The sequence below is a fragment of the Aeromonas sp. BIGb0405 genome, assembly GCF_024807335.1.
GTDB lineage: Bacteria > Pseudomonadota > Gammaproteobacteria > Enterobacterales > Aeromonadaceae > Aeromonas > Aeromonas rivuli.
The window spans coordinates 798,186-824,475 of sequence record NZ_JANUEP010000001.1 but is presented as its reverse complement, the minus strand read 5'-3'; the positions used below and the strand labels follow the sequence as shown (position 1 = coordinate 824,475).

Here is a 26,290-nt window from a genome sequence, read left to right as displayed (position 1 = left end):
AGCCTGACTCAAGGTTGACGCACCGGCGCCGGGCCAGGCAACCCCAGCGGCTGACGACGCACCCCCCAGATGATGAGGGCCAGCACCAGCAGCGGCAGCACGGGGTCGAACCAGGTGCCCCCCGAACCGAACAGCAGGTTGAGCAGGGCGACCCCGGTACCACCTATGGCCCAGGCGATGGTGGTCGGGATGGACCAGACGATCATCTGCTGCTTCACGTCCGAGATGCCCATCATGCGGTTCACGACCCAGAACAGGCTGTCGTTGAAGTAACCGAAGAAGAGCGAGCCCATGGTGGCGGCCTGGGCGGCGAGCAGCATGTTGACCCCGGGGATCTGCGCCAGTATGGGGGCCGAGATGGAGGCCGCCGTCACCATGGCAACCGTGCCCGAGCCCTGGATGAGCCGCACCAGGGTGGCGACGATAAAGGGGATCAGAATGGGGGAGATGGGCAGCCCCGCTATCTGTTCGGCGAGCTGGTTGCCAGCCCCGCTGTCGCGCAATACGGCCCCCAGGGCGCCACCGGCACCGGTGACCAGCAGTATGATGCCCGCGGACTGCAGACCCTCTTCGAGACGCTCGGCGGTGGCGTGACGATCCAGGTGCGGCACCAGGGTATAGACGGCCAGCAAGACGCTGATGGCCAGCGCGATGATGGGGGTACCGATGAAGCCTATTCCTTGCACCAGCGGGTTGCTGCCGAGGGATTCAAACCCCTCGAACGTGGCCAGAGTGGTCAGCATCGCCTTGCAGAAGATGAGGACGATGGGCACCAGGATCGGCAGCAGGGAGAGGGTCAGGCTGGGCAGCACTTTGCCCTCCTTCTCCTTGAGATACTGCTCATAGGTGACTTGCAGCTCGTCCTGGCTCTTGATCGCCTGCTCGCCAAACTCCGGGTACTTCTTGTCGAGCCACTGGGCGTAGAGCACGATGCCGATGACGCAGGGCACCGCCAGGCACATGCCGGTCAGCAGCATGGCGCCGATGTCGACCCCGAACAGGCCCGCTACCCCGAGCGGACCCGGTGTGGGGGGTACCGTATGGTGAGTCACCACCAGACCACCGGCCAGGGCCACCCCCAGGGTCAGCAGGGAGCGCTTGCCACTCTTGGCCAGCGCCTTGGCGACCGGGAACAGGATGACGAAGGCGGAGTCGACGAAGATGGGGATGCTGACGATATAGCCGGTGATGGCCAGCGCCCACTCTTCCCGGCGTTTGCCGAGCCACTTGATGAAGCTGTAGGCGATCTGTTCGGCCGCCCCCGACACCTCCAGCAGGCGACCCATCATGACCCCGAGGCCGATGACGATGCCGATGCTGCCGAGGGTGGAGCCAAAGCCCTGGGTGATGACGGTGAGGGTCTTGTCGATGCTCATGCCACCGGTGACCCCGGCGATGCAGGCCGCGACCAGCATGGCGATCAGGGCGTGAACCCGGGTGCGCAGCACCAGGAAGACCAGGGCAAATACCGCGATGATGAGCCCTATGATGGGGGTAGGTATATCGATCATGATGCCTCCTGCATGTCATGGGTGATAAAGCTGTCGATGATGTCGGCGAACGTCCTGTCCGCCATGAAGCCGAGCTCGCAAGCGCGGCTATTGTCGATGCGACCGGGCCAGCTCGCGACGATGCGCTCGATGGCGGGATCCGGCGTCATGGTGACCCTGTCCCGGGCGGCTTGGCCGCCGCTGAGGGTCAGGGTGGCCAGCATCTCGTCGACGGTGACGCTGATGCCGGGCAGGTTGATGCTGCGCCAGTGCTTGGGGGCCTCCAGGGTGGCGGCGGTGAGGAAGTTGCTCACCACTGTCGCCGGGCTCGACAGCCAGAGTCGCAGGGCGGGATCGACCGGGCACTGGGTGGCTTCCCCCTGGAGTGGCTCGCGAATGATGGCGCTCACGAACGAAGACGCGGCGCGGTTCGGCTTGCCGGGGCGCACGCAGATGGTGGGCAGGCGCAGCACCAGACCATCCACATACCCCTTGCGGCTGTAGTCATTGACCAGCAGCTCCCCCATCGCCTTCTGGGCGCCGTAGGAGCTGGTGGGCGTCAGTGCTGTGCTGTCGTCCACCTGCTCGGGCAGGGTGCCGCCGTAGACCGCCAGGGAGCTGGTGAACACGAAGCGGATGCCGGGTCTGGCGTGGCGGCACGCCTCCAGCAGGGTGCGGGTGGTGTCCAGGTTCACCCGCCAGCCGAGATCGAAATCCTGCTCGGCATGGCTGCTGACGATGGCGGCCAGGTGATAGACGATCCCCGTCTCCTTGGTGATCAGGGTCTCGGCTACCCCGGGGACGGTGAGATCCCCTTGCAGGCAGCGCACCCTGGGATCGGGCAGCGGGCTCATCGGCATCTGTATGTCCACCAGCAGCAATTCGCTGAAGGGGAGAGGTCCTTGCAACAGGGCTCGGGCCAGGCGCTGGCCGAGAAAGCCGCCGCCCCCCGTGATGATGATCTGCATCTTGTTATCCTCAGACTCGTTCGTGTGTGTGTCGTTCTTGTTGTGTTATTGCGACTGCCATTGCGTCAGCCAGCCAAGGCCCGCCTGGGTGCCAGCCTTGGGGTGGTATTCGCAGCCAATCCAGTCCCGATAGCCGGCCCGTGCCAGTGCGGCGAGCAGGTGGGGATAGTGGATCTCCCCCCGATCCGGCTCGTGGCGATCCGGCACCGAGGCTATCTGGACATGGCCGATGGCCTGGCCGAGGGTGTCGATGAGCCGGGTCAGGTCTCCATCCATGATCTGGGCGTGGTAGAGATCGAGCTGGACCGCCACGTTCGGCCTGTCTATCTCCTCCACCAGCGCCAGGGCATCGAGCTGGTGGGCCAGGAAGTACCCGGGCACGTCCCGGCTGTTGAGGGGTTCTAGCAGCACCTTGATGCCGTCCGCCGCCAGGTAGTCGGCGGCGTGGCGAATGTTGTCAATCAGCGTCTGGCGATGGGCGGCCAGGGAGTGGGCCGGATCAATCAGGCCGCTCATGGCATGCACCTTTTTGCAGCCGAGCGCCAGGGCGTAGTCACGCACCCTGGGCAGCTGGGCGCGAAACTCGGCCTCACGGCCCGGGATGGCGGCCATGCCGCGCTCCCCGGCCGACCAGTCTCCGGCGGGCATGTTGAACAGTGTCTGGGTGAGGCCATGCTCGCTCAACTGGCGGGCCAGCTCGGCGGCGGGCCACTGGTAGGGGAAGAGGCACTCCACGGCCTCGAAACCGGCGGCGCGGGCCGCCGCGAAGCGCTCGATAAAGGGCAGTTCGGTGAACAGCAGGGTCAGGTTGGCGGCAAATTTGCTCATGGCTTCAGACTCCTCAATTCGGCCACTTCGGACTCGCTCAGGTAACGGATGGGCTGACCATGGAGCAACAGGGCGAGGCGAGCCGTCTCTTCCAGCTCCTCCATGTTGTTGACCGCTTCCACCAGGTTCTTGCCCATCACCACGGGGCCGTGGTTGGCGAGCAGGAAGGCGCCCGCCTCCTGGGCGCGCCGCCCCAGCTCTTCGGCGATGCGGGCATCCCCGGGTTTGTAGTAGGGGATGAGCGGCAGGCTGCCGACCCGCATCACGTAATAGGGGGTGAAGGGGCGGATCACATTGGCCGGGTTCAGCCCATCCAGGCAGGAGAGCGCGGTCAGATGGGTACAGTGCAGGTGCACCACCGCCTGGCACTCAGGGTTGTTGTGATAGAGGGCCAGGTGGAAAGCCACCTCCTTGGAGGGGCGATCCCCGTCGAGATGACGGCCATCCAGGCTCACCTTGGCCAGGCGGTCTGCCTCGAGGCGACCCAGGCAAGAGCCGGTCGGGGTGGCGATCAGGGTGCCATCCGGCAGCCGGGCCGAGAGATTGCCCGCCCCGCCCGTGGCATAACCTCGCGCAAACAGGGAGGCCCCCAGCATGACCATGGTGTCGCGCAGTGATTGTTCAGTCATAAAAGAACTCCTGAGCGATGGAGAAGAAGCCCTCATCGCCGAAATTGCCTGACTTGAGTGCCAGGGAGAGGGGTCTGTCCGTGGCCCTGACCCAGGGCACACCCGGCGCTATCTGGGGGCCAATGTGGAAGGCGTTGATGTCGAGGGCCTGGGTGACCCGGCTCGAGGTCTCGCCACCGGCGATGATGAGGTTGCTCACCCCGGCGGCGACCAGCCGCTCGGCCAGGGCGGCGAAGCAGGCTTCCACCGCCTCGCTGGCGGCCTGAGCCCCATGTTGGCGCTGGATGTCGCCGAGGACCTCAGGGGTGGTAGTGGCGTAGATCAGGGGGGCCGGGCCTGGGCCCTGACTGAGCACCCAATCGGCCAGTCTGGCCGGGTAGGTCGGGTCCTTGAGGCACTCCTCGACCGACAGGGCCAGGCTCGGTGCCTGTTCGCGGTAGTGGGCGACCTGGCGATTGGTCATCTGGGAGCAGGAGCCGGACAAGATGGCGCAGCGACCCGGCATGGGATGGCCCGACGCCCGGGCCGTTTCTGCCTGGCCCTGGCTAAACAGCCGGGCCAGACCGATGGCGAGCCCGGATCCACCGGTGACCAGCGGCCAGTCGCTGACGGCGGCGGCGATATCCAGCAGATGTTGCTCGGTCAGGGTATCGACCACGGCGTAGCGATAGCCATCTTCCCTGAGGGTGGTCAGGGCGGCGGCAATGGCCTCGGGCCCCGCCGCTATGGTGTTGAAGGGCACCAGTCCGGTACGCCCGCGACCCTGGGCATCCATCAGTCGCAGCAGATTGCTGTCGGTCATGGGGGTGAGGGGATGGTGGCGCATGCCGGATTCTGACAGGGGCTGGGGACCGACAAAGAGGTTGCCCTGATAGACGGTGCGGCCGTTGACTGGCAGTGAAGGGCAGATCAGGGTGAAGTCAGCGCCCAGGGCATCGAGCAGCGCATCCGTCACCGGCCCTATGTTGCCCTCGCGGGTGCTGTCGAAGGTGGAGCAGTACTTCTGATAGATGCGATCGCAACCTTGTTCGCGCAGCCAGGCGAGGGCGGCGAGGGAGCGGGTCACCGCCTCCTGCGCCGGGCAGGAGCGGCTCTTGAGGCTGACAACCAGGGCGTCCGCCGCGGGCAGCTCGGCGTTGTCCGGGATTCCCGAGAGCTGCAAGGTGGCGAGGCCGTTCTCTACCAGGAAGCCGGCGATGTCGGTGGCGCCAGTGAAGTCGTCCGCGATGACCCCGAGTTTCATTGGGCGGCCTCCGGCAGTTGAATGCCCGCGTAGGCCTTGATGACGGCACTGTCGTCCTCCTTGCCGTGGCCTGCGTTACTGGCGCTGAGGAACTGATTGAGGGCGGCGCTCGCCAGAGGCAGCGGGAAATTCAGTGCCTGGCCCTGCTCGGCGACCAGCTTGAGATCCTTGACGAAGATGTCCACCGCAGAGCGGGGACTGTAGTCGCCGTTCAGTACCCTTGGCATGCGATTCTCAAACATCCAGGAGTTGCCTGCCGCCTGGGTCACCACCTGATACATGAGATCCAGCGGCACCCCTGCGCGGCTCGCCAGCGCCATGGCCTCGGCGGCGACGGCGATATGTACCCCGGCCAGCAGCTGGTGGATGATCTTGACCGTGCTGCCCTGACCCGGACGCTCGCCGATGGCGAAGACATGGGCGGCTACCGCATCGAGCACGGGTTGCAGACGATCGAAGGCGGCCTGGCTACCTGAGGCCATCACCGTCATCTCGCCGGCCTCGGCCTTGATGGCGCCGCCGGAGACCGGGGCATCCAGCACCAGCAGGTTCAGGGCGCCGAGTTCGGCGGCGATGGCCTGTGCCTCTTCGCTGGCGATGGTGGCGCTGATCATGATGGCGGTACCGGGGGTGAGGCGGCGAGCCAGCCCCTCTTCGCCGAGCAGGATGCGGCGCACCTGGGCGGCATTGACCACCAGCAGCAGCACGGCATCGAGCCGGTCTGCGATGGCATGGGCATCCGCGCCGACACTGGTGGCACCGGCGGTGGCCAGTCGTTCACGGGCCGATAAGTCGAGGTCTATGCCATGGGTGTGGAGCCCGGCCCGCAGGCAGGAGAGGGCGGCGCCCATGCCCATGGCGCCAAGGCCGATGACGGCAACCTGATAAGGGTGAGACATGCTGAGTTCCTCTATGAGACGGCGTATGGGCTCATAGTAGGGATTAACGCCGGTCAAATATCAGGCTTAACTCACATTTTTTAACTTAATTGATGTTATTTTTTGTGATTTGGTTCGGTTGAAGCCCTATTAATGCGGATTAATAACGTCACGTGTGTGACTAAATGTTAATTTTGGTGATTGTGGTGAAGTTTTATCATTTTTTACCATTTAGCTGGGCTAGAATGGCGGCTCAACAGGGAGGAGCCCCCATGATCCCCATAGAACGACAGCAACAGATATTGCAACTGCTGACCGAGCGCGGCGTAGTCAGCATATTGGCGCTCACCGAGCGGCTCGGCGTCTCTCACATGACGGTGCGCCGGGATATCCAGAAGCTGGAGCGACAGGGGCGGGTGCTGTCGGTCTCGGGCGGGGTCAGCCTCTCCCAGCGGATCAAGAGCGAGCCTTCCCACGCCGCCAAGCGCAGCCTGATGCAGGCGGCCAAGCTCGCCATCGCGCGCCTGGCCGCGGATCAGGTACCTGCGGGTTGCACTGTCTATCTGGATGCGGGCACCACCTCCCTGGAGCTGGCGCGGGAGCTGGCCCTGCGCGACGACCTCATGATAGTGACCAATGACTTCATGGTGTGCGCCTACCTGATCGAACATGGTCTGGGTCGCCTCTATCACACCGGTGGCATGGTGATCCGTGACAATCAGTCTTGCGCCGGGGAGGCGACCGCCCACTTCCTGCGCAATCTGCATCTGGATATTGCCTTCCTCTCTTCCTCCTCCTGGGACTTGCATGGTATCTCGACCCCCAATGAGGAGAAGGTGCCGGTCAAGCGCGCCGTGGTCGAGGCGGCCTCGACCCGCATCCTCATCTGTGACTCGTCCAAATATGGCAAGGTGGGCACCTTCAAGGTGGTGGGCTGGGAGGCGGTCGATCAGGTGATCACCGATGACAGACTGGCCCAGAATGCCCGCGATATGCTGGCCCAGCACGGGGTTCAGCTATCTCTGGTGAGCCTGGATGGGGATCCCCTGGCTCAGGCCAGCGCCTAGTGGCCCTGACGGGGTCTTAGAGAGGGCTCTGGGCGCGGCTAAGCGCCTCGGGGCGGTATCGGGCTCGTCGTCTGCGCTTCACCTGTGCTTCAAGGGGGCGGTCAATAGCCGTGGTACAGGGGGAGCGACAGGCTCCCCCTGCTGGTACTCAGAAGAGTTCCGGAATATAGCGGAACGGATGGTCGGTGGGTTTGACCTTGCCAATCTTGCGCTTGGGCAACTTGACCGTGTCGGCGGGCAGATCCTCGTAGGGGATGTGGGCCAGCAGGTGGGAGATGATGTTGAGTCGCACCCGTTTCTTGTCCTCGGAGCGCGCCACGAACCAGGGGGCCCAGGTGGTGTCGGTGGCGGCAAACATGGCATCCCGTGCCTGGGTGTAGTCATCCCAGCGATCGAATGACTTGATGTCCATGGGGGAGAGCTTCCAGGTCTTGCGACCATCATCGATACGATCTCGCAGCCGCCGCTCCTGCTCCTCCGGGCTCACTTCCAGCCAGTATTTCAGCAAGATGATCCCCGAATCGACCATGGACCACTCCATCTGCGGCGTGCTGGCCAGGAACTTGTCGCTCGCCTCCGGGGTGCAGAACCCCATGATCCGCTCCACCCCCGCCCTGTTGTACCAGCTGCGATCGAAGATGACGATCTCGCCGGCGGCGGGCAGATGGGGGACGTAGCGCTGGACATAGAGCTGGCTCTTCTCCCGCTCTGTGGGGGCGGGCAGGGCCACGACCCTGAACACGCGGGGACTGACCCGCTCGGTGATCGCCTTGATGGTGCCCCCCTTGCCGGCACCGTCGCGCCCCTCGAAGACGATGCACACCTTGAGCCCTTTATGCACGACCCACTGCTGCAGCTTCACCAGCTCCACGTGCAGGCGGCGTAGCTCCTTTGCGTACTCCTTGTTACCCAGTTGTTCACGGGCCGTTGTCGGCACTGATTGTTCAGCTTTGGTTTTCTTCTTGTTACCCATGATTCCCTTCTCTTGTCTGATCCCTGTGGAGGAGGGCCGCCTGCATCGACGGCCAACAGCAAGAGTGTAACTGAGTCAAGGGGTCGGTCACAGCTGGAACCGTGGATCGCCAGGATGAGCCTCCTGCTTGGCAGCCAGCCGCGCTCTGTTAACGGGAGCTGGCGCAGTGAACAAGCGCAAGGGGATCCTCGGCACGGGAAGGCGATGACGCGGGCGAGCGGGATGCCTGTCTGGTCGCGGAGCAATGGGAAGTGGCAACACAAACGCTGTGGCAAGCCGGGGCGGCCAGAGAAGGGAGCCAGGCGGCAGGGTACCGCCCGGCTGGGGTTATTTGTCGGCGCTCTTTTGAATCTTTTCGCCGACCTTTTCGACATCTTTGCCCATGCCGCTCATGGTATTGCAAGCGAACAGCAGGCCGCAGCAGAGGATAATCGTCAGGGTTTTCATCATTGTGCTCCTTGTGGAGGTTGGGGATGCCGGTCGCCTCAAGTCTAGCCGAGGGGGCGCTCAGGGGGTCAACCGCAGCAACTTGCCCGCCGCGCCGTCGGTGAGCAGGTAGAGTGCGCCATCCGGGCCCTCTTTGACGGTGCGGATCCGCTCCCCCCGCTCCCCGAGCAGGGTGCGTTCGCCGACTATGATGTCACCGGCCAGGGTCAGCTCTCGCAGTGACTGGCCGCGCAGGGCGCCGATAAACAGCTTGTCCCGCCACTGGGGGTAGTGAGCGCCCGAGTGAAATGCCATGCCCGAGGGGGCGATGGAGGGAACCCAGACCTTGAGCGGGCTCGTCAAGCCGGGGGCCGAACTGCCCTCGCCAATCTTGCCGCCGCCATACTCCTCGCCGAAGCTGACCCTGGGCCAGCCATAGTTGCGACCACCCAGAATGAGATTGACCTCATCCCCGCCCTGGGGGCCGTGCTCGTGGGTCCAGAACTGGTTGACCTCGGGCCGCCAGGCGGCTCCTTGCATGTTGCGATGGCCCAGGCTCCAGATCTCGGGCAGGGCACCCTGGGTGTGAATAAAGGGGTTATCCGGCGGCAGGCTACCGTCCCGGTTCAGGCGAATGGTCTTGCCGAGGTGATTGTCGAGGTGCTGGGCCTGACTGCGGTAATTGAAGCGATCGCCCAGGGTAATGTAGAGCAGGCCATCACTCCCCAGCACCAGGCGCGAGCCGAAGTGCGCCCCCCCTTCCACCTTGGGTCGTTGACTGAACAGAGGCTGCACCTCGACCAGCGCATTATTTTGCAGCTTGGCGCGCGACACGGCGGTACTGCTGCCCCCGGCGCCTGGCTCGCTGTAGCTGAAATAGAGCCAGCCCTGCTCATCCAGTGCCAGATCGAGCAGGCCACCCTGGCCCTGGGCTGCTATCTCGGGCAGGCCTGACACCTTCTGGCGCTGGCCATCGGCCTGGATGCGCAGCAGGCGGCCGGGTCGTTCGCTCACCAGCAGATCGCCGCCGGGCAGAAAGACCAGGCCCCAGGGGTGTACCAACCCCTTGTGCACTATCTCGACCTTGAGGGGGCTTGCCCCGGGCAGGGGGGCCAAGGTGAGGCAGAGCAGCAGACAGAGGATAACGCGCAGCAGCATGGGAGGCCTTGGGTGAAGGGGGCATCGGCCAAGTATAGAGGGGAGGGCGCCATCTGCGCCGGGTCTGGCGTGGGGGCGTGATGGGGAGGGGGAATGGTCGCCGGGTGGCTGGCGCCGCCTGAATGAAGGCGGCGCCAGCGGTCGAGGCTATCCGGCGAGCTGGGCATCCCACTGGGGCTGTGGCGCTCTCTGGGTCAGGTGCTGACGGCGCCGATCCGACACGGCATTGGCCAGCATGGCGAGCAGGCGCAGGCTGTCGTCCCAGTGGAGGCAGGCATCGGTCACCGACTGGCCGTAAGTGAGCTCGCTCAAGGGGGCGGGGGCCTGGCTGCCTTCGATCAGGAAGCTCTCGACCATGACGGCGGCGATGGCCTGGCTGCCATCGGCCAGCTGATGGCAGAGGGCCTCGGCCACCCTGAGCTGGTTCTTGTGCTGCTTCTGGCTGTTGCCATGGCTGCAATCGACCATCAATCGCCCGTTGAGCCCCTGTTGGCGCAGCTGCGCGGCGGCGGCCTCCACATCGGCTCTGTGGTAATTGGGGTGGGCGCCACCCCGCAAGATGATGTGCCCTGCCTCATTGCCCTCACTGCGGATCACGACCATGCCGCCCTCGCTGCCTGGCGCCGTGAACAGGTGAGAGGCCTGACTTGCCTGAATGGCATCCATGGCAACCCTGACATTACCGTCAGTGCCATTCTTGAAGCCAACCGGGCAGGGCAGGGCCGAGGCAAGCTGACGATGGACCTGGGACTCCGTGGTGCGGGCGCCGATGGCGCCCCAGCTGATGAGGTCGGCGAGATAGAGGAAGCTGGTGGTATCGAGGAACTCGGTCGCTGTCGCCAGGCCAAGGTCACCGATGTCGAGCAGCAGTTGGCGCGCCAGGCGCAGGCCCTGGTCGAGATCATGGCTGCCATCCAGGTGCGGATCGAATACCAGCCCTTTCCAGCCGACAGTGGTGCGCGGTTTTTCGAAGTAGGCCCGCATCACTATCTGCAGACGATCGCCATACTGCTCGGCCAGCGGGGCCAGCCGTTTGGCATAGTCGAGGGCAGCCTCGGGATCGTGCAGGGAGCAGGGGCCTATCACCACCAGCAGGCGGTCGTCGGCGCCGCTCAGAATGTTGCTGGCCTGCTGACGATGTTGTGCTATCCGGGCCTGCATGGGGGCCGGGCAGGGTTGTTGTGCCAAGAGTTCGGCCGGGGTGGGGAGTGCTGCCACTGCGCAGGCACGCATTACCGAGTTCAAGACTGCCATCAGGGTTACCTTGTGATGCGAACGAAAGAGAAGGGGCCGGATACAACAGATCTGGTGTTGCTCATGGGCTATCCAGCGCCTCAATTGAGAGTGATTATCATTATCTTGTTTTGTGCCCGACATGCAAGCACTAACGAGGGGGGAGAGCAGAATGGGGATGGCCGAAACAAGCAGGGCCCGGGCTGGTGTGCCGCGGGCCCTGACAGGAACCGATGGAGGATTAGCTGTCCATCACGTCGTGGCGGTCATGGTGGTAGGCCTCTTCGTCTTTACCATGGCGCCAGTAGGGCACGGCATAGACGCGGCTGCGATCCACGTCCAGGGTGCGCCTGACGTGGCGACGCATGGGCACGACCAGGCCCTCCTCACCACCGAACCAGAAGTAACTCTGCTCGCCCGTCATGGGCAGGCTGGTGAAGTGGCTGACCAGGGCCGCGGTCTGATCCGGGTTGCCGATGAACCAGCGCAGGCTGACGCCGGCTGGCAGAGCAATATCCTGGATCTCCTGCTCATGGGGCACCAGCAGGGCTATGTGTCCCCGGGCCTGGCTTGGCATCACCTCGGCCATGGCGCAGATGGCGGGCAGGGAGGTGAGATCCCCCACCATGTAGTAGTTATCTGCCACCTGCAACATGGGGTTGGGGCCACCGGGGCCCGAGATGGCGAGGCTATCCCCCGGCTTGACATGGAGGGCGAACCGGCTGGCCGGGCCTGTCTCGCCATGGAGGGCGAAATCGATATCCAGCTCCAGCGCTTCGTGGCGAAAGGCGCGAATGGTGAAGGTGCGCATGATGGGCTTCTGACTCGCGTCCTCCCAGCGGGGGCCTTGCGGGGTGGGTGTTGGCAAGACGGCATGGGGCTGCCCGGGTTGCGGCAACATGATCTTGATATGGGCGCCACCACAGGTGAAGGGGTAGTCGGCGAGATCGGGGCCTGTCAGGCAGACTCGGCGCATATGAGGGGTTAGATCCTGCACCCCCTTGACGGTGAGCAGACGGGGACGATTGACCGGGACGGGCTGGGACATGGGAAGACTCCTGGCTGACAATGGCGCTTATTCTCAGGCAAATGAAAATTATTATCAATTGCCTGAGAGAGTGTGATTTGGCTGACACCTCGTCATGGGTTGCCACTTGCTCGCGCCTGACGGTTTGGCGCCCTTCCCGGACACCAGTCGGTCATTCCTTGTCGCAGCCCCGGATTGAAGAAGGAGTTGGCTCAGGGGCAGGCGTCCTGCCGTTCATCGCACCCGGCCCCCGGCATGGCTATACCCGTATAGAGGTTCCAGTTATGTCCCGAGTAAATTCCATTGACCTGGGGATTTCAAAGCGAGTATTTTAGCGCCGCATAAATACAAACTGATAATGATTATCATTTTGAGTCGTATTAGATGGGTGTGATATGGATACTCTTGTGATGGAAACCCGTGCGCCGGTTCAGGCCGCGCCCCCCGACATCCTGTTTACGTCGAGCCTGGGAGAGATCCGGGCTCATGATCTGGGCCAGCCGATCAGGACGCCAGCCTGTGAATGGTCGCGGCTGGAGCGGCAGATAGCCCAGGCCCTGGCGGCAGCGCAGGCCGCAGGCCAGGCTAACCCGCTGTTGATCGGCGCCTTTGCCTTCGATCCTGGCGAGGCCTCCTGCCTCTATGTGCCTGGCCGCGTTGAGCGCAGCTCGCGCCGGGTCAGCGCGCCCTCTCCCCAGGTGTCTAACCAGGCCATCTCGGTGCGCAGCATCCCCGCCGCCGCCGAGTTTCAGGCCTCGGTGAGTTCGGCCCTCGATGCGTTCGCGCAAGGCGCCCTCGCCAAGGTGGTGCTGTCGCGCAAGCTCACGCTGCAACTGAGCCAGCCCGCCGACCCCGAGCAGGTGCTGGCCCGCTTGATGGCCCAGAACCCCAACGCCTTTCACTTCTCCTTGCCGCTCGGGCAGGGCGGCCGCCTTATCGGCGCCAGCCCCGAACTGCTGCTGCGGGTCAGTGAGGGCGCGGTCTTCACCCATCCGCTGGCCGGTTCGGCCAAGCGCGGCGGCGAGCCGGAGCAGGATGAGGCGGTGGCGAGCAAGCTGCTGGCCTCCCACAAGGATCAGCATGAACACCGGCTGGTGATCGACGAGATCCGGCGGGTGCTGGCCCCTCACTGCCGTGAGCTGACCATTCCCCCGTCACCCTCATTGATGAGCACCGACACCCTCTGGCATCTGGGCACCCCCATCGCGGGCCAGTTGCATGGGGGAGAGGCCTCGGTGCTCTCCCTCGCTTGCCAGCTGCACCCCACCCCGGCCCTGTGCGGTTATCCCACCGAGCTGGCGCGCCAGTTCATCCGCGAGCAGGAGCCCTTCAGGCGCGCCCTGTTCAGCGGCATCGTCGGCTGGTGCGACAGCCAGGGCAACGGCGAGTGGGCCGTGGTGATCCGCTGCGGCGTGCTCGATGGCCACCATGTGGAGCTGTTCGCCGGGGCCGGCATAGTCGCGGGCTCGGATCCCGCCATGGAGTGGGCAGAGACCGGCACCAAGCTTGGCACCATGCTAAAAGCCCTGGGCCTCGGCACCGAGGTGGCATTATGAGTCAATCCAACCGCTTCCTGCCCTACACCCGCTGGCCGACCGAGCTGGCCGAATCGTACCGCGCCAAGGGTCATTGGCGGGGTGAACCGCTGACCGCCATGTTGAGTCGCCAGTGCGACGCGGCGCCGGATGCCACTGCCATTGTCTGCGGTGAGCGCAGCGTCAGCTACCGTGAGCTTGATGCCAGTTCGACCCGGCTGGCGGCGCGGCTCGCCCGCCATGGTTTCAGGGTCGGCGATACCGCCCTGGTGCAACTGCCCAACGTGGCCGAGTTTTATCAGGTGTTCTTCGCCCTGCTGAAAGTCGGCATAGCCCCGGTCAACGCGCTCTTTAGCCACAATCGGCTGGAGCTGTCCTCTTACGCCGAGCAGATCCGCCCCAGGCTGTTTATCGGCTCGCTCGCTCATCCCCTGTTTGCAAGCGGAGATCGCAGCGGTGAATTGCTGCAAACCATGGGCGCCGAGCTGGTGCTGCTCGATGGTGAAGAGGGTGAGCTGGGCCTGGCCCACTGGCTGGGGGAAGACAAGACCGCCAACCCCGTGTGGCAAGGCACATCTCCGAGCCATGGCCCAAGCCCGGCGGACGAGGTGGCCTTCTTCCAGCTCTCCGGCGGCAGCACAGGCACTCCCAAGCTCATTCCCCGCACTCACGACGACTATCTCTACAGCGTGCGCCGCAGCAACGAGATCTGTGGCCTCGGCCCCTATACCCGTTACCTGTGCGCCCTGCCGGCCCCCCACAACTTCCCCCTGAGCTCCCCCGGCGCCCTAGGGGTGTTCGAGGCGGGTGGCACCGTGGTGCTGGCCCAAGATCCCAGCCCCACGAGCTGTTTCCCGCTGGTGGCCCGCCACAGTGTCAACCTGACCTCATTGGTACCGCCCGCGGTCTCCCTCTGGTTGCAGGCGGCCGAAGCCGACCCTGCCGTGCGTCGCCAGCTCGAGAGTCTGACCTTGCTGCAAGTGGGCGGTGCCAAGCTGGCCGAGGCGGTGGCCAGAAAGATCCGCCCGCTGCTCGGTTGCCAGCTGCAACAGGTGTTTGGCATGGCCGAAGGCCTGGTCAACTACACCCGGCTCTCTGACCCCGACGAGAAGATCATCCACACCCAGGGCAGCCCCATGAGCCCGGATGACGAGGTGCGCATCCTCGATGAGGCGGGCAATCCGGTCGCCCCGGGCCAGCCCGGCGCCCTGCACACCCGCGGCCCTTACACCTTCCGTGGCTACTACCAGAGCCCGGCCCACAACGCTCGGGTGTTCGATAGCGAGGGATTCTACTGCTCCGGCGATCTGGTGGTGCAAGACCCCGATGGTTACCTGACCGTGGTGGGTCGGCAGAAGGATCAGATCAACCGCGGCGGCGAGAAGATAGCGGCGGAAGAGGTGGAGAACCAGTTGCTGCACCACCCGGCCATCACCCAGGCGGCCCTGGTCTCCATGCCGGACAGCACCATGGGGGAGAAGAGCTGCGCCTTTATCGTCACCACAGAGCCGGGCCTCAAGGCGCTTATCTTGCGCAAGTTCCTGCGCTCGCGCGGCGTGGCCGAATTCAAATTGCCGGACCGCTTCGAGATCCTCGCGGCCCTGCCTATGACGGCGGTGGGCAAGATTGACAAGAAGGGACTGCGTGAGCGCATCGCCCACTCTCTTGCCAGCAGCCAGGCAGACAGCACATTCACAGTTTAAAACTAAAAGGAATCATGACGTTATGGCTATCCCTACTCTGAACAATTACGCCATGCCCAGCCAATGGAAGGCCAACAAGGTCAGCTGGACCCTGGAGCCGCGCCGCGCCGCCCTGCTCATCCACGACATGCAGGAGTACTTCACCGCCTTCTATGGCGAGCACAGCCCGCTGATCGCGGAACTCACCGAGCGCCTGGCGGCGGTGCGCCTGCACTGCAAGGCCCTCGGCATTCCGGTTTACTACACGGCCCAGCCCAAGGATCAGGCGCCAGAGGATCGCGCCCTGCTCAACGACATGTGGGGCCCGGGTCTGAACAAGAGTCCCGAGCTGCAACAGGTGGTGGCAGCGCTGCGCCCGGAGCGCGACGACACAGTACTGGTCAAGTGGCGCTACAGCGCCTTCCAGCGCTCCGAGTTCGAGCAGATGCTCAAGGCCCAAGGCCGGGATCAGCTCATCATCGGCGGCATCTACGGCCATATCGGCTGCATGATGACCGCCTGCGACGCCTTTATGCGCGACATCCAGCCCTTCTTCCTGGCAGACGGGGTGGCGGACTTCTCCCTGGCCGACCACCAGATGGCGCTCGACTACGTGGCGACCCGCTGCGGCAAGGTAGTGCTTTGCGAGGAGGTGCTGGCCATAGCACCAGTGGCCAAGGCGGCTCAAGCAGAAGAGCAGAACCCCTTGCTGAGCTATGACGGGCTCAAGGCCAGGCTGCTGAGCCATATCGACGAGGATGAAGAAGAGTTCGATGCGGACGAGAACCTCATCGACTACGGTCTCGACTCGGTGCGCATCATGTCCCTGCTCACCGAGTGGCGCGCCGCCGGGGTGGAGCTCGGCTTCGTGGACTTGGCCAAGACGCCGACCCTCAATGGCTGGTGGCGCCTGGTGGAGTCTAAGCTGGCTGAGCAAAAAACCTTGGAGGTGACCCCATGAGTCGCTTCCCCCTCACCATTCCCCAGCAGGGGCTCTGGTCCGGTCATCTGCTCAATGATGACAAGGCGATATTCAACACCGCCGAGTGCATCGCCTTCGATGGCAAGGTCGATGGCAACCTGCTGGTGGTCGCGCTCAGCCGGGCTGTGGGTGAGTGCGAGGCCCTCAAGGGCCACTTCGAGCAGAACGGGGAGGCGGTCTGCTTCGTCTCGGACGAGGCACCGCTCGCCTATGGCGAGGTGAACCTTGCGAGTGACGACGAGGCCGCCGCCCGCGCCTGGGCCTGGGCGGATCTGCGCCGTCCGTTCGAGCTGACCCGCGAATCCCCCTGCCGCTTCGCCCTGCTGCGCGGCCCCGGCCGCGACTTCCTCTACAGCTGCGTGCATCACATCGCTCTGGACGGCTTTGGCACCACCCTGCTGTTCCAGCGCATCGCCGAGCTCTATGGCGAGGCGTTGCAGGGGGCCTTGTGCTCTCCTTCTCCCTTTGGCGGTTTGGCCGAGGTGTTGGCCGAGGAGCTGACCCGGGATTCGAGTGGCAAGAACGCCGCCGCCCGCAGCTTCTGGCAGGAGCAGTTGCAGGACTGGCCCGAGGTGAAGTCCTTTGGCGAGGCCCGCGCCCCCATCGCCGCCGAGTTTATTCGCGAGAGCCGCCCGCTGCCGGCGGCACTGTGGCAATCCCTGACCGGCTTTGCCGACGAGCACAAGCTGGGCTGGCCGGATCTGCTGCTGGCCGGTCTCTCGGCCCAGTTGTCCCTTGCCAGCGGCCAGCGCGAGACCCTGCTCGGCCTGATGATGATGAACCGCATCGGCTCGGCGTCCCTGACCGTGCCCTGCATGCAGATGAACATCACTCCCCTGGCGCTGGCACTCAATGATGAGAGCGATCTGGCGGGGGCCGCAGGCGCCGTGGCCAAGGCCAAGCGCGGGGTGCGCAAGCATCAACACTATCGCTACGAGCTGCTGCGCCGCGACCTTGGTCTGGTGGGGGGCGACAAGCGGCTGTTTGGCCCCCTGGTCAATATCATGCCGTTCGACCATGCCCGCCGCTTCGGGCCGCTCAGTGCTCATATCCTCAACATCAGCGCCGGGCCGGTGGAGGATCTCACCATCGAAATCCAGGTCGGCGTCGACGGCCAGCCCAGGCTGGATCTGGACGCCAACCCCGGCTGCTACCAGCAGGGGGATCTGGCGGCCATCGCCGATACCCTGTTCACCCTGCTGGGTCGCTGGCTGGCCCAGCCAGCCCTGACCCTGGGCACTCTCAAGGCCGACTGGCTGGCCGAGCAGCGTCAGGGGGCCCTTATCTGCGGCCCCGCCCACGAGCAGCTCAAGGTGCAGCCGGTGCTGGACGCGCTCTGTCACTTCGCGGCGCACACCCCGGACAAGATAGCGCTGGAGCAGGGAGAGGCCCGCTTTACCTACGAAGGGCTGCTGGCCCGCGCCGAGCAGATGGCCGCAGCCCTGCAGGCCGCAGGCGTGCAGCCGGGGGAGCGGGTCGGCGTCATGCTCTCTCGCTCTCCCCAGGCCATCTTCGCCCAGCTGGCGGTGCTGCTGGCCGGCGCTGTCTATGTGCCGCTGGATCCCGAGCAGCCCCTGGAGCGTCAGGGCCATATCCTGCGGCTGGGGGAGGTAAAGACCCTGATCACCCAGGCCGAATATCGCCACAAGCTGGCCAGCCTGTTTGAAGGCCGCACCCTGTTGGCCGGGGATCTGGTGAGCGCGGATCGCCTCTGCCAACCCGCCAGCGGCAACGCCCTGGCCTATCTGATGTTCACCTCGGGCTCGACCGGTCTGCCCAAGGGGGTAGCCATCAGCCACGGCGCCCTGGATCACTTCGCCGCCGCCGCCCGCTGCCGTTATCACCTGGATGAAGGCGCGCGGATGCTGCAGTTCGCCCCCTTCAACTTCGACGCCAGCATCGAGGAGGTGTTTGCCACCCTGAGCGCCGGTGCGACCCTGGTGCTGCGCACCGACGCCCTGCTCGAATCCATTCCCGCCTTCGTGGCCGGGATAGAGCAGCAGGGGATCACCCATCTCGATTTGCCTACCGCCTTCTGGAACGAGTGGGTGGTGTCGCTGGGGGCGGGTCAGGCCCATATTCCGGCATCGCTCGCCACCGTCATCATCGGTGGCGAGGCTGTCTACCCCGAGCAGCTGGCCCAGTGGCAGCGCCAGGGCCGCCTTGATGTGCGCCTGTTCAACACCTACGGCCCCACCGAGACCACGGTGGTGGTCACTACTCATGAGCTGCAAGGGGAAGATCCGACCCAGGCCCAGCTGCCCATCGGCCTGCCGCTGCCTGGCATGCAGGCGCTCATTCTGGGGGCGGGGGAGCAACCCGCCGAGGAGGGGGAGCTGGTGCTGCTCGGCCCGCAGCTCGCCAACGGCTATGTGGGCGGCGTTACGGGAAGCTTTGGCACCCTGAGGATCGGTGAGGGGGATCTGCCCGTCTATCGCACCGGCGATCGGGTGCGCTGGGTGGCCGGTCGTCTGGTCTACCTGGGGCGCCGTGACAACGAGTTCAAGATAAGCGGCTATCGCATCCAGCCCGGCGAGGTGGAGGCCCAGCTGCTGGCCCTGCCCGGGGTGGATGAGGCCTGCGTGCAGGGGGTGAGCATCGGCAATGTGCGCCGGCTGGTGGCCTTCGTGGCCGGGGCCGAGCGCGACAGCCGGGTCATCAAGGGGCAGCTCGCCAAAGTGCTGCCCGCCGCCATGATCCCCACCGACTATCGCCACTTTGATCAACTGCCCCGCACCGGCTCCAACAAGCTGGATCGTAAGGGGCTGCTGGCCCAGTACCAGGCGGGTGGGGAAGCCCTGACCCTGGGCAGCGAGACCGAGAACAGGGTTGGCGCCATCTGGCAGCAGATCCTGGGGCTGGCCACCATGGCGCCTGCGGACAACTTCTTCGAGCTGGGGGGCCAGTCCCTGCAGACCATACAGATAGTGAACCGGCTCGGCGCCGAGTTCGGGGTGCAGGTCAAGGTCTCCGACGTGTTCGATCACCCGCGCCTCGATGATTTCTGCCGCTTCCTCGACGGCAAGCTGACTGAAGACGAAGAGAGCGTGGAGATGGTGTGGTGATGGAGACAGTGATGAAGCAGGAGCAGCAAAAGATGGCCTTTGATTTCACCGGCAAGCGGGTCTGGGTGACCGGGGCCGGCCGTGGCATAGGGCGCGAGGTGGCACAGCAGTTCGTCGCCGCCGGCGCCGAGGTGATCGGGCTGGATCAAGCCTTCCCCCATGCGGATTACCCCTTCGCCACCCGGCTGCTGGACATTCGCGACTCAGGTGCGGTCAATGCCTGCTGTGAACGGCTGCTGGCCGATGGCGGGCTGGATGTGCTGGTCAACGGGGCCGGGGTGTTGCGCCTCGGCCCCACCGAAACCCTGAGCGACGCGGATTGGGATGACTGCATAGGGGTCAACGCCAGCGGCGTCTTCTATCTCTTGCGGGCCCTGGTGCCCCACTTCAAGGGGCAGCAGCGCGGCGCCATCGTCACCATCGGCTCCAACGCCGCCCATGTGCCGCGCATGCAGATGGCGGCCTACTGCGCCTCCAAGGCGGCGGTCACCAGCCTGACCCAGACGGTCGGGCTGGAGCTGGCAACCTTCGGCGTGCGGGTCAACCTGGTGTCACCGGGCTCGACGGATACCGAAATGCTGCGCGGCATGTTGCCGGATGAGGCGGCCATGGCCCGCACCATCAAAGGGCTGCCGGATCAGTTCAAGCTCGGTATACCACTGAACAAGATCGCCACCCCGGCGGAGATTGCCAATACCGTCCTCTTCCTGGCCTCGGACTTGGCCAGTCACATCACCCTGCAGGATCTGGTCGTCGATGGCGGCGCCACCTTGAGTGCCTGAGGTCTGAGAAACAGATGAACAATATGATTTTGCTGTTGAAACAGCTGGAGCGGCAGGGGGTGAAGCTGGCCCTGAATGACAAGGGCCAGCTCATCTCCCAATCGAGCAAGGAGGCGGTGACCCCGGCCATCGGCGCCCTCATCAAGGCGCACAAGGATGAGCTGGTGCGCTGCCTGGCGGCCCGCGCCGCCTTCGAGGCCCCCATCCTTGCCCAGATTGAAACGAAAGGCGCCCAGCAGGGGCCGCTCTCCTCCTCCCAGAGCGGACTCTGGTTTATCGAGCAGTACGAAGAGGCCTCCCACCTCTACAACATGCCGGTCTACTTCCGGGTCAGTGGCGAGCTGGACACGGCCGCCCTGGAATTTGCCTTCGATCACCTGTTTGCCCGCCACCCCAGCATGCGTACCCGCTTCGTCAAGGACGAGGTGGGCAGGGGGGCCCAGGAGATCCTGCCCCATACGCCCTTCAAGTTGCAGATAGAGGATGTGAGCGCAGAGCCCATTGCCGAGCGCGAGGCCTATGTGGCCCGCCGGGTGCGCGAAGAGATAGGGCGCCCCTTCTCCCTGACCCAGGGGGATCTCAGCCGGGTGCACCTGATCCGCCTCGGCAGCCGCGAGCACGTGCTGCTCATCACCCAGCACCACATCATCTCCGACGGCTGGTCGGTCAAGAACATGTTCGCCGATCTCAAGCGCGCCTTCCTGGCCCATCAGAACCGGGAGTCCTTGAGCGTGGCCGAGTTGCCGCTCACCTACCTCGACTATGCCCGCTGGTTCAACTCCCCGCGTTTTCTCGATTATCACGCCGAGTTCAAGCCGTTTTGGGTGGACAGGCTCGGCGGCAGCCCCGAGGTACATGGCCTGCCGCTGGACAAGCCGCGCCCGGCCCATCAGGCCAGCGGCGGCGAGCTGGTCTTCTCCACCATAGACAACGCCCTGTGGGAGAGCTTCAAGCGCCTCTGCCAGCGCCATAGCACCTCGAATTTTATCGGTCTGCACGCCCTGTTCGCCCTGCTGATGGTGCGCCAGAGCGGCGAAAAGGAAATCGTCATCGGCACCCCGCTCGCCTACCGCGAGCGCCACGAAATCGAGTCTCTGGTGGGCTTCTTCGTCAATACCCTGGTACTGCGCACTCAACTCAGCGGTAAGCCCAGCTTTATCGACTATCTGCAGCAGTGCCGGGAGGAGGATCTGGCGGCCTTCGATCACCAGCTCTACCGCTTCGAGGCGCTGGCCGAGGCAATAGGCGCCGATCGCACCACCGCCATCAACCCCATCTTCCAGATCATGCTGGTCTATCAGGCCAAGGTGGATTTCAACGATCTCATTCCCGGCTGCCAGCTGCTGGAGGAGACCTCGCCGGTGCTGCCCGCCAAGACCGACATCTCGGTCAAGGTAACCGAGCTGATGGATTCCGTCAGGGTGGACTGGCTGTTCGCCACCGCCCTGTTCGAGCGCGCCACCATCGAGTCTTACGCCGATCGCCTGCTGCATTTGATGCGCGCCGTGGTGGCGGCCCCGGAGACCGATATCTGGCAACTGCCCCTGGAAGCGGGTACAGACAGTGCCGCGCTCGCCGCCGAGCTGGCCAGCCTGCCGCAGGACTACCCCAGCCGCGACACCCTGCTCTGCCAGTTCGAACGTCGCGCAGCGTCCCGTCCAGACGCCCTGGCGGTGAGTGACGGCGAGGGTGCCCTGAGTTACGGCGAGCTGGAAGAGCGCGCCAACCGGCTGGCCCACTGGCTGCAGGCCCAGGGGGTGACCCCGGGCGCCGCCATCGGCATCCAGGCCAGGCGGGACGCTGCCTTCGTCATTGGCCTCTTGGCTTGCTGGAAGGCGGGGGCGGCCTATGTGCCGCTCGATCCCGCCTATCCTGCCGAGCGGCTGGCCCATATCCTGAGCGACGCTGGCATCGCGCTGGTGCTAGGGGGCGAGCCGGATGCGCGGCTTGGGGAGGCGCTGGCGGGCACGGCTGCCGGTTACCACAACCTGCATCGGCTGGCGCTGGATGGGCTGCCAACCAGCGCCCCCGCCATCCCCCGGGACGCCGCCATGCTGGCCCAGATCATCTACACCTCGGGCTCCACAGGTTTGCCGAAGGGAGTCATGGTGGAGCAGGGCAGCCTGGTCAACCTGATGGGGGATCACGGGGCGCGCATCGCCCTCGATCAGAACGGCGCCATGTTCAACTGCATGTCCCTCTCGTTCGATGCGGGCAACATGACCACCCTGCTGCCGCTCTCTTGCGGCGCGGCCCTGCACTTCGGCGAGCCGGGGGAGGGGGTGATCGATGGGGCCATGGCGTGCGGCGCCAGCCATATGATATTGCCCACTGCCCTGCTGGCCAATCTGCTGCCGCCAGCGGATCTCGGCTCCCTCAAGGCCATCGGCTTTGGCGGCGAAGCCTGCCCGAGCAGCCTGGTGGATCGCTGGGGAGACAGGGTGGCGCTGTTTAACATGTACGGCCCGACCGAGTGCACCGTCACGGCGCTCTGCGCGCGGCTCAGCCCGGGGGCGCCCATCACCATAGGCCAGCCCATCAGCAATTTAAAAGCGCTGATCCTGGACGAGGCAGGCAACCCCTGCCCGGTCGGGGTACCCGGCGAGCTCTGCCTGGCCGGGCTCGGCCTGGCCCGTGGCTACCTCAACTTGCCGGAGCGTACCAATGAGGCCTTCGTCGAGCTCACTCTTGATGGTCAGACTTATCGCCTCTATCGCACCGGCGATCGTGCCCTGCTGCGCCGCGATGGCAATGTCAGCTATCTGGGCCGACTGGACGAGCAGATCAAGCTGCGCGGCTATCGCATCGAGCCGGGCGAGATAGAAACCCAGATTGCGGCGTTGGAGCCCGCCATCCGCCAGATCAAGGTGGTGGTGCAACAGGGCCGCCTGCTGGCCTATGCCTGCTTGCAGTCAGGCGCTACGCAGCCAGATGGCGAGGCGCTGTTGCAACGGGCCGGTGAACAGCTGCCGGAATACATGGTGCCGGTGAAGCTCTGTTGGCTGCCCGAGATGCCGCTCACCCCCAACGGCAAGCTGGACTTGCGCCGCCTGCCCGCCATCGACTGGCAGCAGAGCAAGAGCGAGGCCAAGGATGAGCTGGAGCGACAAGTGCTCGCCATCTGGCAAGGGGTGCTCAAGCAGCCCCTTGGGGTCGAGGATGACTTCTTCCGCCTCGGCGGGGATTCCATCCTCAGCATCCAGCTCACCACCCGGCTGCGGGATGCCGGGCTGCACTGCAGCGTGAAAGATGTGTTCGAGGCCAAGACGGTGCGCCGCCTCTGCCGCCAGCTCGGTCAACAGCAAGTCGTCAACCACCTGACGGAGCAGGGCGTGCTCGAGGGGGAATTCCCCCTGCACCCGATCCAGCACTGGTTCTTCGAGCAGGGCTTCGCCAAGTCCGGTCACTGGAACCAGGGGGTGATCCTGCGCCTGCCCGCCGGTATCGACGACGCCGCCCTGACTGGCTGGATGAATACCCTGACTGCTCACCATGACGCCCTGCGTCTGGCCGTGACCGAGACAGGCCAACGCTATCTGCCCGAACTGGCGCTGCCCCCCCTACATGTGCTGGACGCGGCCGGACTGGATGAGGCCGAGTTGCAGGCTCGCCTGACCCGCTGGCAGGGCTCCTTCCAGCCCGAGCTCGGCCAGACCCTGGCCTGGGCCCGGCTTTGCAATCTCGCGAGCGAGGCGGACGCAGCGCCGGTTGAAGGGCTCTTTATCGCCTTCCACCATCTGGTCATCGATGCCGTCTCCTGGCGCATCCTGGCCGAAGATCTGGTGCGTCTCGCCGAGGGCAGAGAACTGGCACCCAAGGGCAGCAGCTACCGCCAGTGGGGCGAGGGGCTCAAGGCCTATGCCTTGCGTGAAGAGCAGCAGCTGGCATTCTGGCAGGCCCAGGGGAAAGGTATGGATCAGCGGCTGCTGGAGGCGCAGCGCGCCCCGGATGGCCGCGCAGCCGCCAGCCTGCTGCGCCTTGATGAAAATACCACGGCTCGCCTCATTGATGAGGCCAATCGGGCTCACTTCACCCAGGTGCCGGACTTGCTGCTGGCGGCCCTGACCCGCACCCTCTGCGATCTCGGCTACGGCGCCAAGCAGTGCGTGATGCTGGAGGGGCACGGCCGTGAAGCTATCGATCCGCGACTGGATGTGAGCCGCACCCTCGGCTGGTTTACCAGCACCTATCCGCTGGCGCTGGCCAACCAGGGCAACTGGGGGGATCTGGTGTGCGATACCAAGGAGCGGCTGCGGGCGGTGCCGGACAAGGGGGTGGGCTTCAACGCCCTGGGCCTGCACCACCCTCGTGGTCAGGGGTTGCCCCACGCCTTGCCGCAATCTGCCATCGTCTTCAACTATCTGGGGGTCTCCCACAGAGGCACGCCTGCCCCCTGGCAGCCATTGCCCATCGCGCCGGGCCAACCCTCGGCGCCACAGAACCTGCCGCGCGAGCTCATCAGTCTGCACGGCGGTGTTTACGGCGGTTGCCTCACCCTGCGTCAGGTCGGTGCCCTCAACCAAGGGGCGAGCGACGCCCTGATGACGGCCCTGGCGGCCAATCTGGCGGCGCTGGTCGAGGCTTGCTGCGCGGTGCAGTCGCCGCGCCACACCCCGAGTGACTTCCCCGGGCTGCCGCTCTGCCAGAGTGCGCTGGATCGGGTACTGGATCCGCGGCTGGCAGGGGGCGAGGTCGAGACCCTGCTGCCCATGACCTCTTTGCAGGAGAGCATGGTCTATCACAGGGCGCTGGCCCCCAGAGATAGCGCCTACCACCTGCAGACCGAGATGGACTATCACCAGGGGCTGGATGTGACTGTCTACCAGGCCGCCTGGCAGGGGCAGCTCGCCCGCTGGCCCGTGCTGCGCGCCGCCTTGCTGGTGGAGGAGGGCGTTGCCCTGCAGCGTATCCTGCGCCACGCCGAGCTGCCGCTCCACTATGAGGACTTGTCTGGCGACGTGCAGGCCGAGGCACACATCGCGGCCTATCGCCAGCAGGACTTGGCCCGGCCCATTGCGCTGGACAAAGCCCCGCTGCTGCGCATCGCCTGTTTCAAACTGGCCCCCGATCACCATAGGGTGATCCTGAGCGCTCACCATGGGGTGCTGGATGGCTGGAGCGGCCCTGTGCTGCTGGGTAGCCTGCATCGTCACTATCAACAGGGGATGCAGCAGGCCGAGCTCGACGAGCGGCTGCCGCAGCCAAGTCCGGACCGGGCCTGGCTCGAATTCGGCCGCCATATCGCCAGTCACAGAGCCGAGCATGAGGCCTATTGGAAGGGGCGCGCCCACTTGCTGGCACGGCCCAACGATCTGGCCGCCCTGTTCGGGGTGGCACTGGAGCCGCACTTGACCCAGCACAGACCCGAGGTCTGCGGCCAGACCCTGGCATCAGGTATCTCTACCCAACTGGAAAGTCGGGCCCGCGAGCTCGGCGTGACCGCCGGGCTGTTGGCCCAGTATGCCTGGCATCGGCTGCTCGCTCGCCAGTGCGGCGACGAGGTCACCCTGGTCGGCAACGTGACCCCGGGCCGGGACTTCCCCATCGAGGGGATCACCGACAGCGTCGGGCTCTATATCAACAGCCTGCCGCTCGCCCTGGATTGGCGCACCGAGGCGAGCCTCGGGCAGCACATCGCGCAGCTGCAACGGGACTCGCTGGCCCTCAACCAGCACGGCACCCAGTCCCTCGCCGCCCTGACCAAGGGCCGGGCTCGTCTGTTCCAGAGCCTGTTCGTGTTCGAGAACTACCCCATGCCGGCGCGGCCCCGGACGCTGGAGCCCCATCAGCTGATGCCGCACTTTGGCAGCGTGGTCGAGAAGGTGGAGCTGCCGCTCTCCCTGGTGGTGAATGCCCGTGGCGGGCAACTCAATCTGCGCTTCGAATACGATGGCGAGCTGATAGGGCGTGAACGCGCCGAGGCGGTCCTGGGGCAGTGGATGGCGGAGCTTGAATGGCTGGCACAGGTCTCCTTGACCGAGCCCGCTCGTTTGGCGGGCGTCGAGGCGGCCCGTGCAGTGGCTCCGAGCCTGGCCCCTGCGCAGTGCGAGGCCTGTCCGGTCGATGCCTTGGCCCAGGATCCCCAGGCCCGTCGTCTGCTGGCCCTGTGGCAGCAACACTGCGGCGAGGGGGCGAGCTGGCAGCAGAGCCTGACCGGGCTCGGGGTGGATTCGGTGCAGCAGCTCACCCTGCTGGCGGCGCTGAATCGGGCCTTTGCGGCGGATCACCAGCCGCTGACCCTGCGGGATCTCAAGGCCCATGCCTCACCCAGCGCACTGTTCAACCACTGGCTGGTGCGTCTGGCGGAGGCGGTGTCATGACGGC

18 protein-coding genes are annotated in these 26,290 nt (G+C 65.3%); 7 read left to right on the top strand and 11 right to left on the bottom strand.

What is annotated here, in order from left to right; translation table 11 throughout:
* Positions 1-8 precede the first annotated feature (8 nt).
* From M2366_RS03825 to ltnD, 6 genes are read right to left on the bottom strand one after another with little or no spacing between them, the layout of a single operon-like run.
* Positions 9-1,511: a GntP family permease gene (locus tag M2366_RS03825; protein ID WP_259269002.1), complete on the bottom strand. Its 1,503-nt coding sequence runs from the start codon at positions 1,509-1,511 to the stop codon at positions 9-11.
* Positions 1,508-2,458 (bottom strand): D-erythronate dehydrogenase, encoded by a 951-nt coding sequence (gene denD / locus M2366_RS03820; RefSeq protein ID WP_259236495.1) that lies wholly within the window; start codon positions 2,456-2,458, stop codon positions 1,508-1,510. Before denD ends, M2366_RS03825 begins: the two co-directional genes overlap by 4 nt.
* A gap of 45 nt (positions 2,459-2,503) precedes the next feature.
* Positions 2,504-3,286: a 2-oxo-tetronate isomerase gene (gene otnI, locus M2366_RS03815; RefSeq protein WP_259269001.1), complete on the bottom strand. Its 783-nt coding sequence runs from the start codon at positions 3,284-3,286 to the stop codon at positions 2,504-2,506.
* The gene (locus M2366_RS03810) at positions 3,283-3,915 is read right to left on the bottom strand and encodes an aldolase (RefSeq protein ID WP_042041370.1); all 633 of its coding nucleotides are present in this window, start codon (positions 3,913-3,915) and stop codon (positions 3,283-3,285) included. Before M2366_RS03810 ends, otnI begins: the two co-directional genes overlap by 4 nt.
* Positions 3,908-5,158: a 3-oxo-tetronate kinase gene (otnK, locus tag M2366_RS03805; RefSeq protein WP_259269000.1), complete on the bottom strand. Its 1,251-nt coding sequence runs from the start codon at positions 5,156-5,158 to the stop codon at positions 3,908-3,910. Before otnK ends, M2366_RS03810 begins: the two co-directional genes overlap by 8 nt.
* Complete coding sequence (gene ltnD, locus M2366_RS03800; protein ID WP_259268999.1) at positions 5,155-6,057, bottom strand: L-threonate dehydrogenase; 903 nt, start codon at positions 6,055-6,057, stop codon at positions 5,155-5,157. The genes otnK and ltnD overlap by 4 nt, the downstream gene beginning before the upstream one ends.
* 251 nt (positions 6,058-6,308) lie before the next feature.
* Between ltnD and M2366_RS03795 the strand changes: the two genes are divergently transcribed.
* Complete coding sequence (locus tag M2366_RS03795; RefSeq protein ID WP_042041376.1) at positions 6,309-7,103, top strand: DeoR/GlpR family DNA-binding transcription regulator; 795 nt, start codon at positions 6,309-6,311, stop codon at positions 7,101-7,103.
* Between the two features lie 148 nt (positions 7,104-7,251).
* Here M2366_RS03795 and ppk2 read toward each other — a convergent pair whose 3' ends face one another.
* The 5 genes from ppk2 to M2366_RS03770 all read right to left on the bottom strand — a co-directional run bounded on the left by ppk2 (position 7,252) and on the right by M2366_RS03770 (position 11,941).
* On the bottom strand, positions 7,252-8,076 hold the full coding sequence (gene ppk2, locus M2366_RS03790) for a polyphosphate kinase 2 (protein ID WP_259268998.1): 825 nt from the start codon (positions 8,074-8,076) through the stop codon (positions 7,252-7,254).
* Positions 8,077-8,403: 327 nt separating this feature from the next.
* On the bottom strand, positions 8,404-8,526 hold the full coding sequence (locus tag M2366_RS03785) for an entericidin A/B family lipoprotein (RefSeq protein WP_259236492.1): 123 nt from the start codon (positions 8,524-8,526) through the stop codon (positions 8,404-8,406).
* Between the two features lie 57 nt (positions 8,527-8,583).
* Positions 8,584-9,660, bottom strand: a complete 1,077-nt coding sequence (locus M2366_RS03780; RefSeq protein WP_259268997.1) for a PQQ-dependent sugar dehydrogenase — start codon at positions 9,658-9,660, stop codon at positions 8,584-8,586.
* 147 nt (positions 9,661-9,807) lie between these two features.
* Complete coding sequence (locus M2366_RS03775) at positions 9,808-10,914, bottom strand: 3-deoxy-7-phosphoheptulonate synthase (RefSeq protein ID WP_259268996.1); 1,107 nt, start codon at positions 10,912-10,914, stop codon at positions 9,808-9,810.
* Between the two features lie 220 nt (positions 10,915-11,134).
* Positions 11,135-11,941 carry a siderophore-interacting protein gene (locus tag M2366_RS03770; RefSeq protein WP_259268995.1) on the bottom strand — a complete coding sequence of 269 codons (807 nt, stop codon included), beginning with the start codon at positions 11,939-11,941 and terminating at the stop codon, positions 11,135-11,137.
* A 374-nt stretch (positions 11,942-12,315) separates the two neighbouring features.
* On the opposite strand from M2366_RS03770, the gene M2366_RS03765 reads away from it, so the two are divergent.
* The 6 genes from M2366_RS03765 to M2366_RS03740 are packed head-to-tail and all read left to right on the top strand — an operon-like array spanning position 12,316 to position 26,286.
* Complete coding sequence (locus M2366_RS03765; protein ID WP_259268994.1) at positions 12,316-13,476, top strand: isochorismate synthase MenF; 1,161 nt, start codon at positions 12,316-12,318, stop codon at positions 13,474-13,476.
* Positions 13,473-15,158, top strand: a complete 1,686-nt coding sequence (locus M2366_RS03760; protein WP_259268993.1) for a (2,3-dihydroxybenzoyl)adenylate synthase — start codon at positions 13,473-13,475, stop codon at positions 15,156-15,158. The genes M2366_RS03765 and M2366_RS03760 overlap by 4 nt, the downstream gene beginning before the upstream one ends.
* Before the next feature lie 22 nt (positions 15,159-15,180).
* On the top strand, positions 15,181-16,098 hold the full coding sequence (locus M2366_RS03755) for an isochorismatase family protein (protein WP_259268992.1): 918 nt from the start codon (positions 15,181-15,183) through the stop codon (positions 16,096-16,098).
* Positions 16,095-19,184, top strand: a complete 3,090-nt coding sequence (gene amoF, locus M2366_RS03750; RefSeq protein ID WP_259268991.1) for an amonabactin biosynthesis non-ribosomal peptide synthetase AmoF — start codon at positions 16,095-16,097, stop codon at positions 19,182-19,184. Before M2366_RS03755 ends, amoF begins: the two co-directional genes overlap by 4 nt.
* Before the next feature lie 32 nt (positions 19,185-19,216).
* Positions 19,217-19,966, top strand: a complete 750-nt coding sequence (dhbA, locus tag M2366_RS03745; protein ID WP_224432954.1) for a 2,3-dihydro-2,3-dihydroxybenzoate dehydrogenase — start codon at positions 19,217-19,219, stop codon at positions 19,964-19,966.
* 14 nt (positions 19,967-19,980) lie between these two features.
* Positions 19,981-26,286, top strand: coding sequence for a non-ribosomal peptide synthetase (locus M2366_RS03740; RefSeq protein ID WP_259268990.1), 6,306 nt, complete (start codon positions 19,981-19,983; stop codon positions 26,284-26,286).
* The last annotated feature ends 4 nt before the right edge of the window (positions 26,287-26,290 follow it).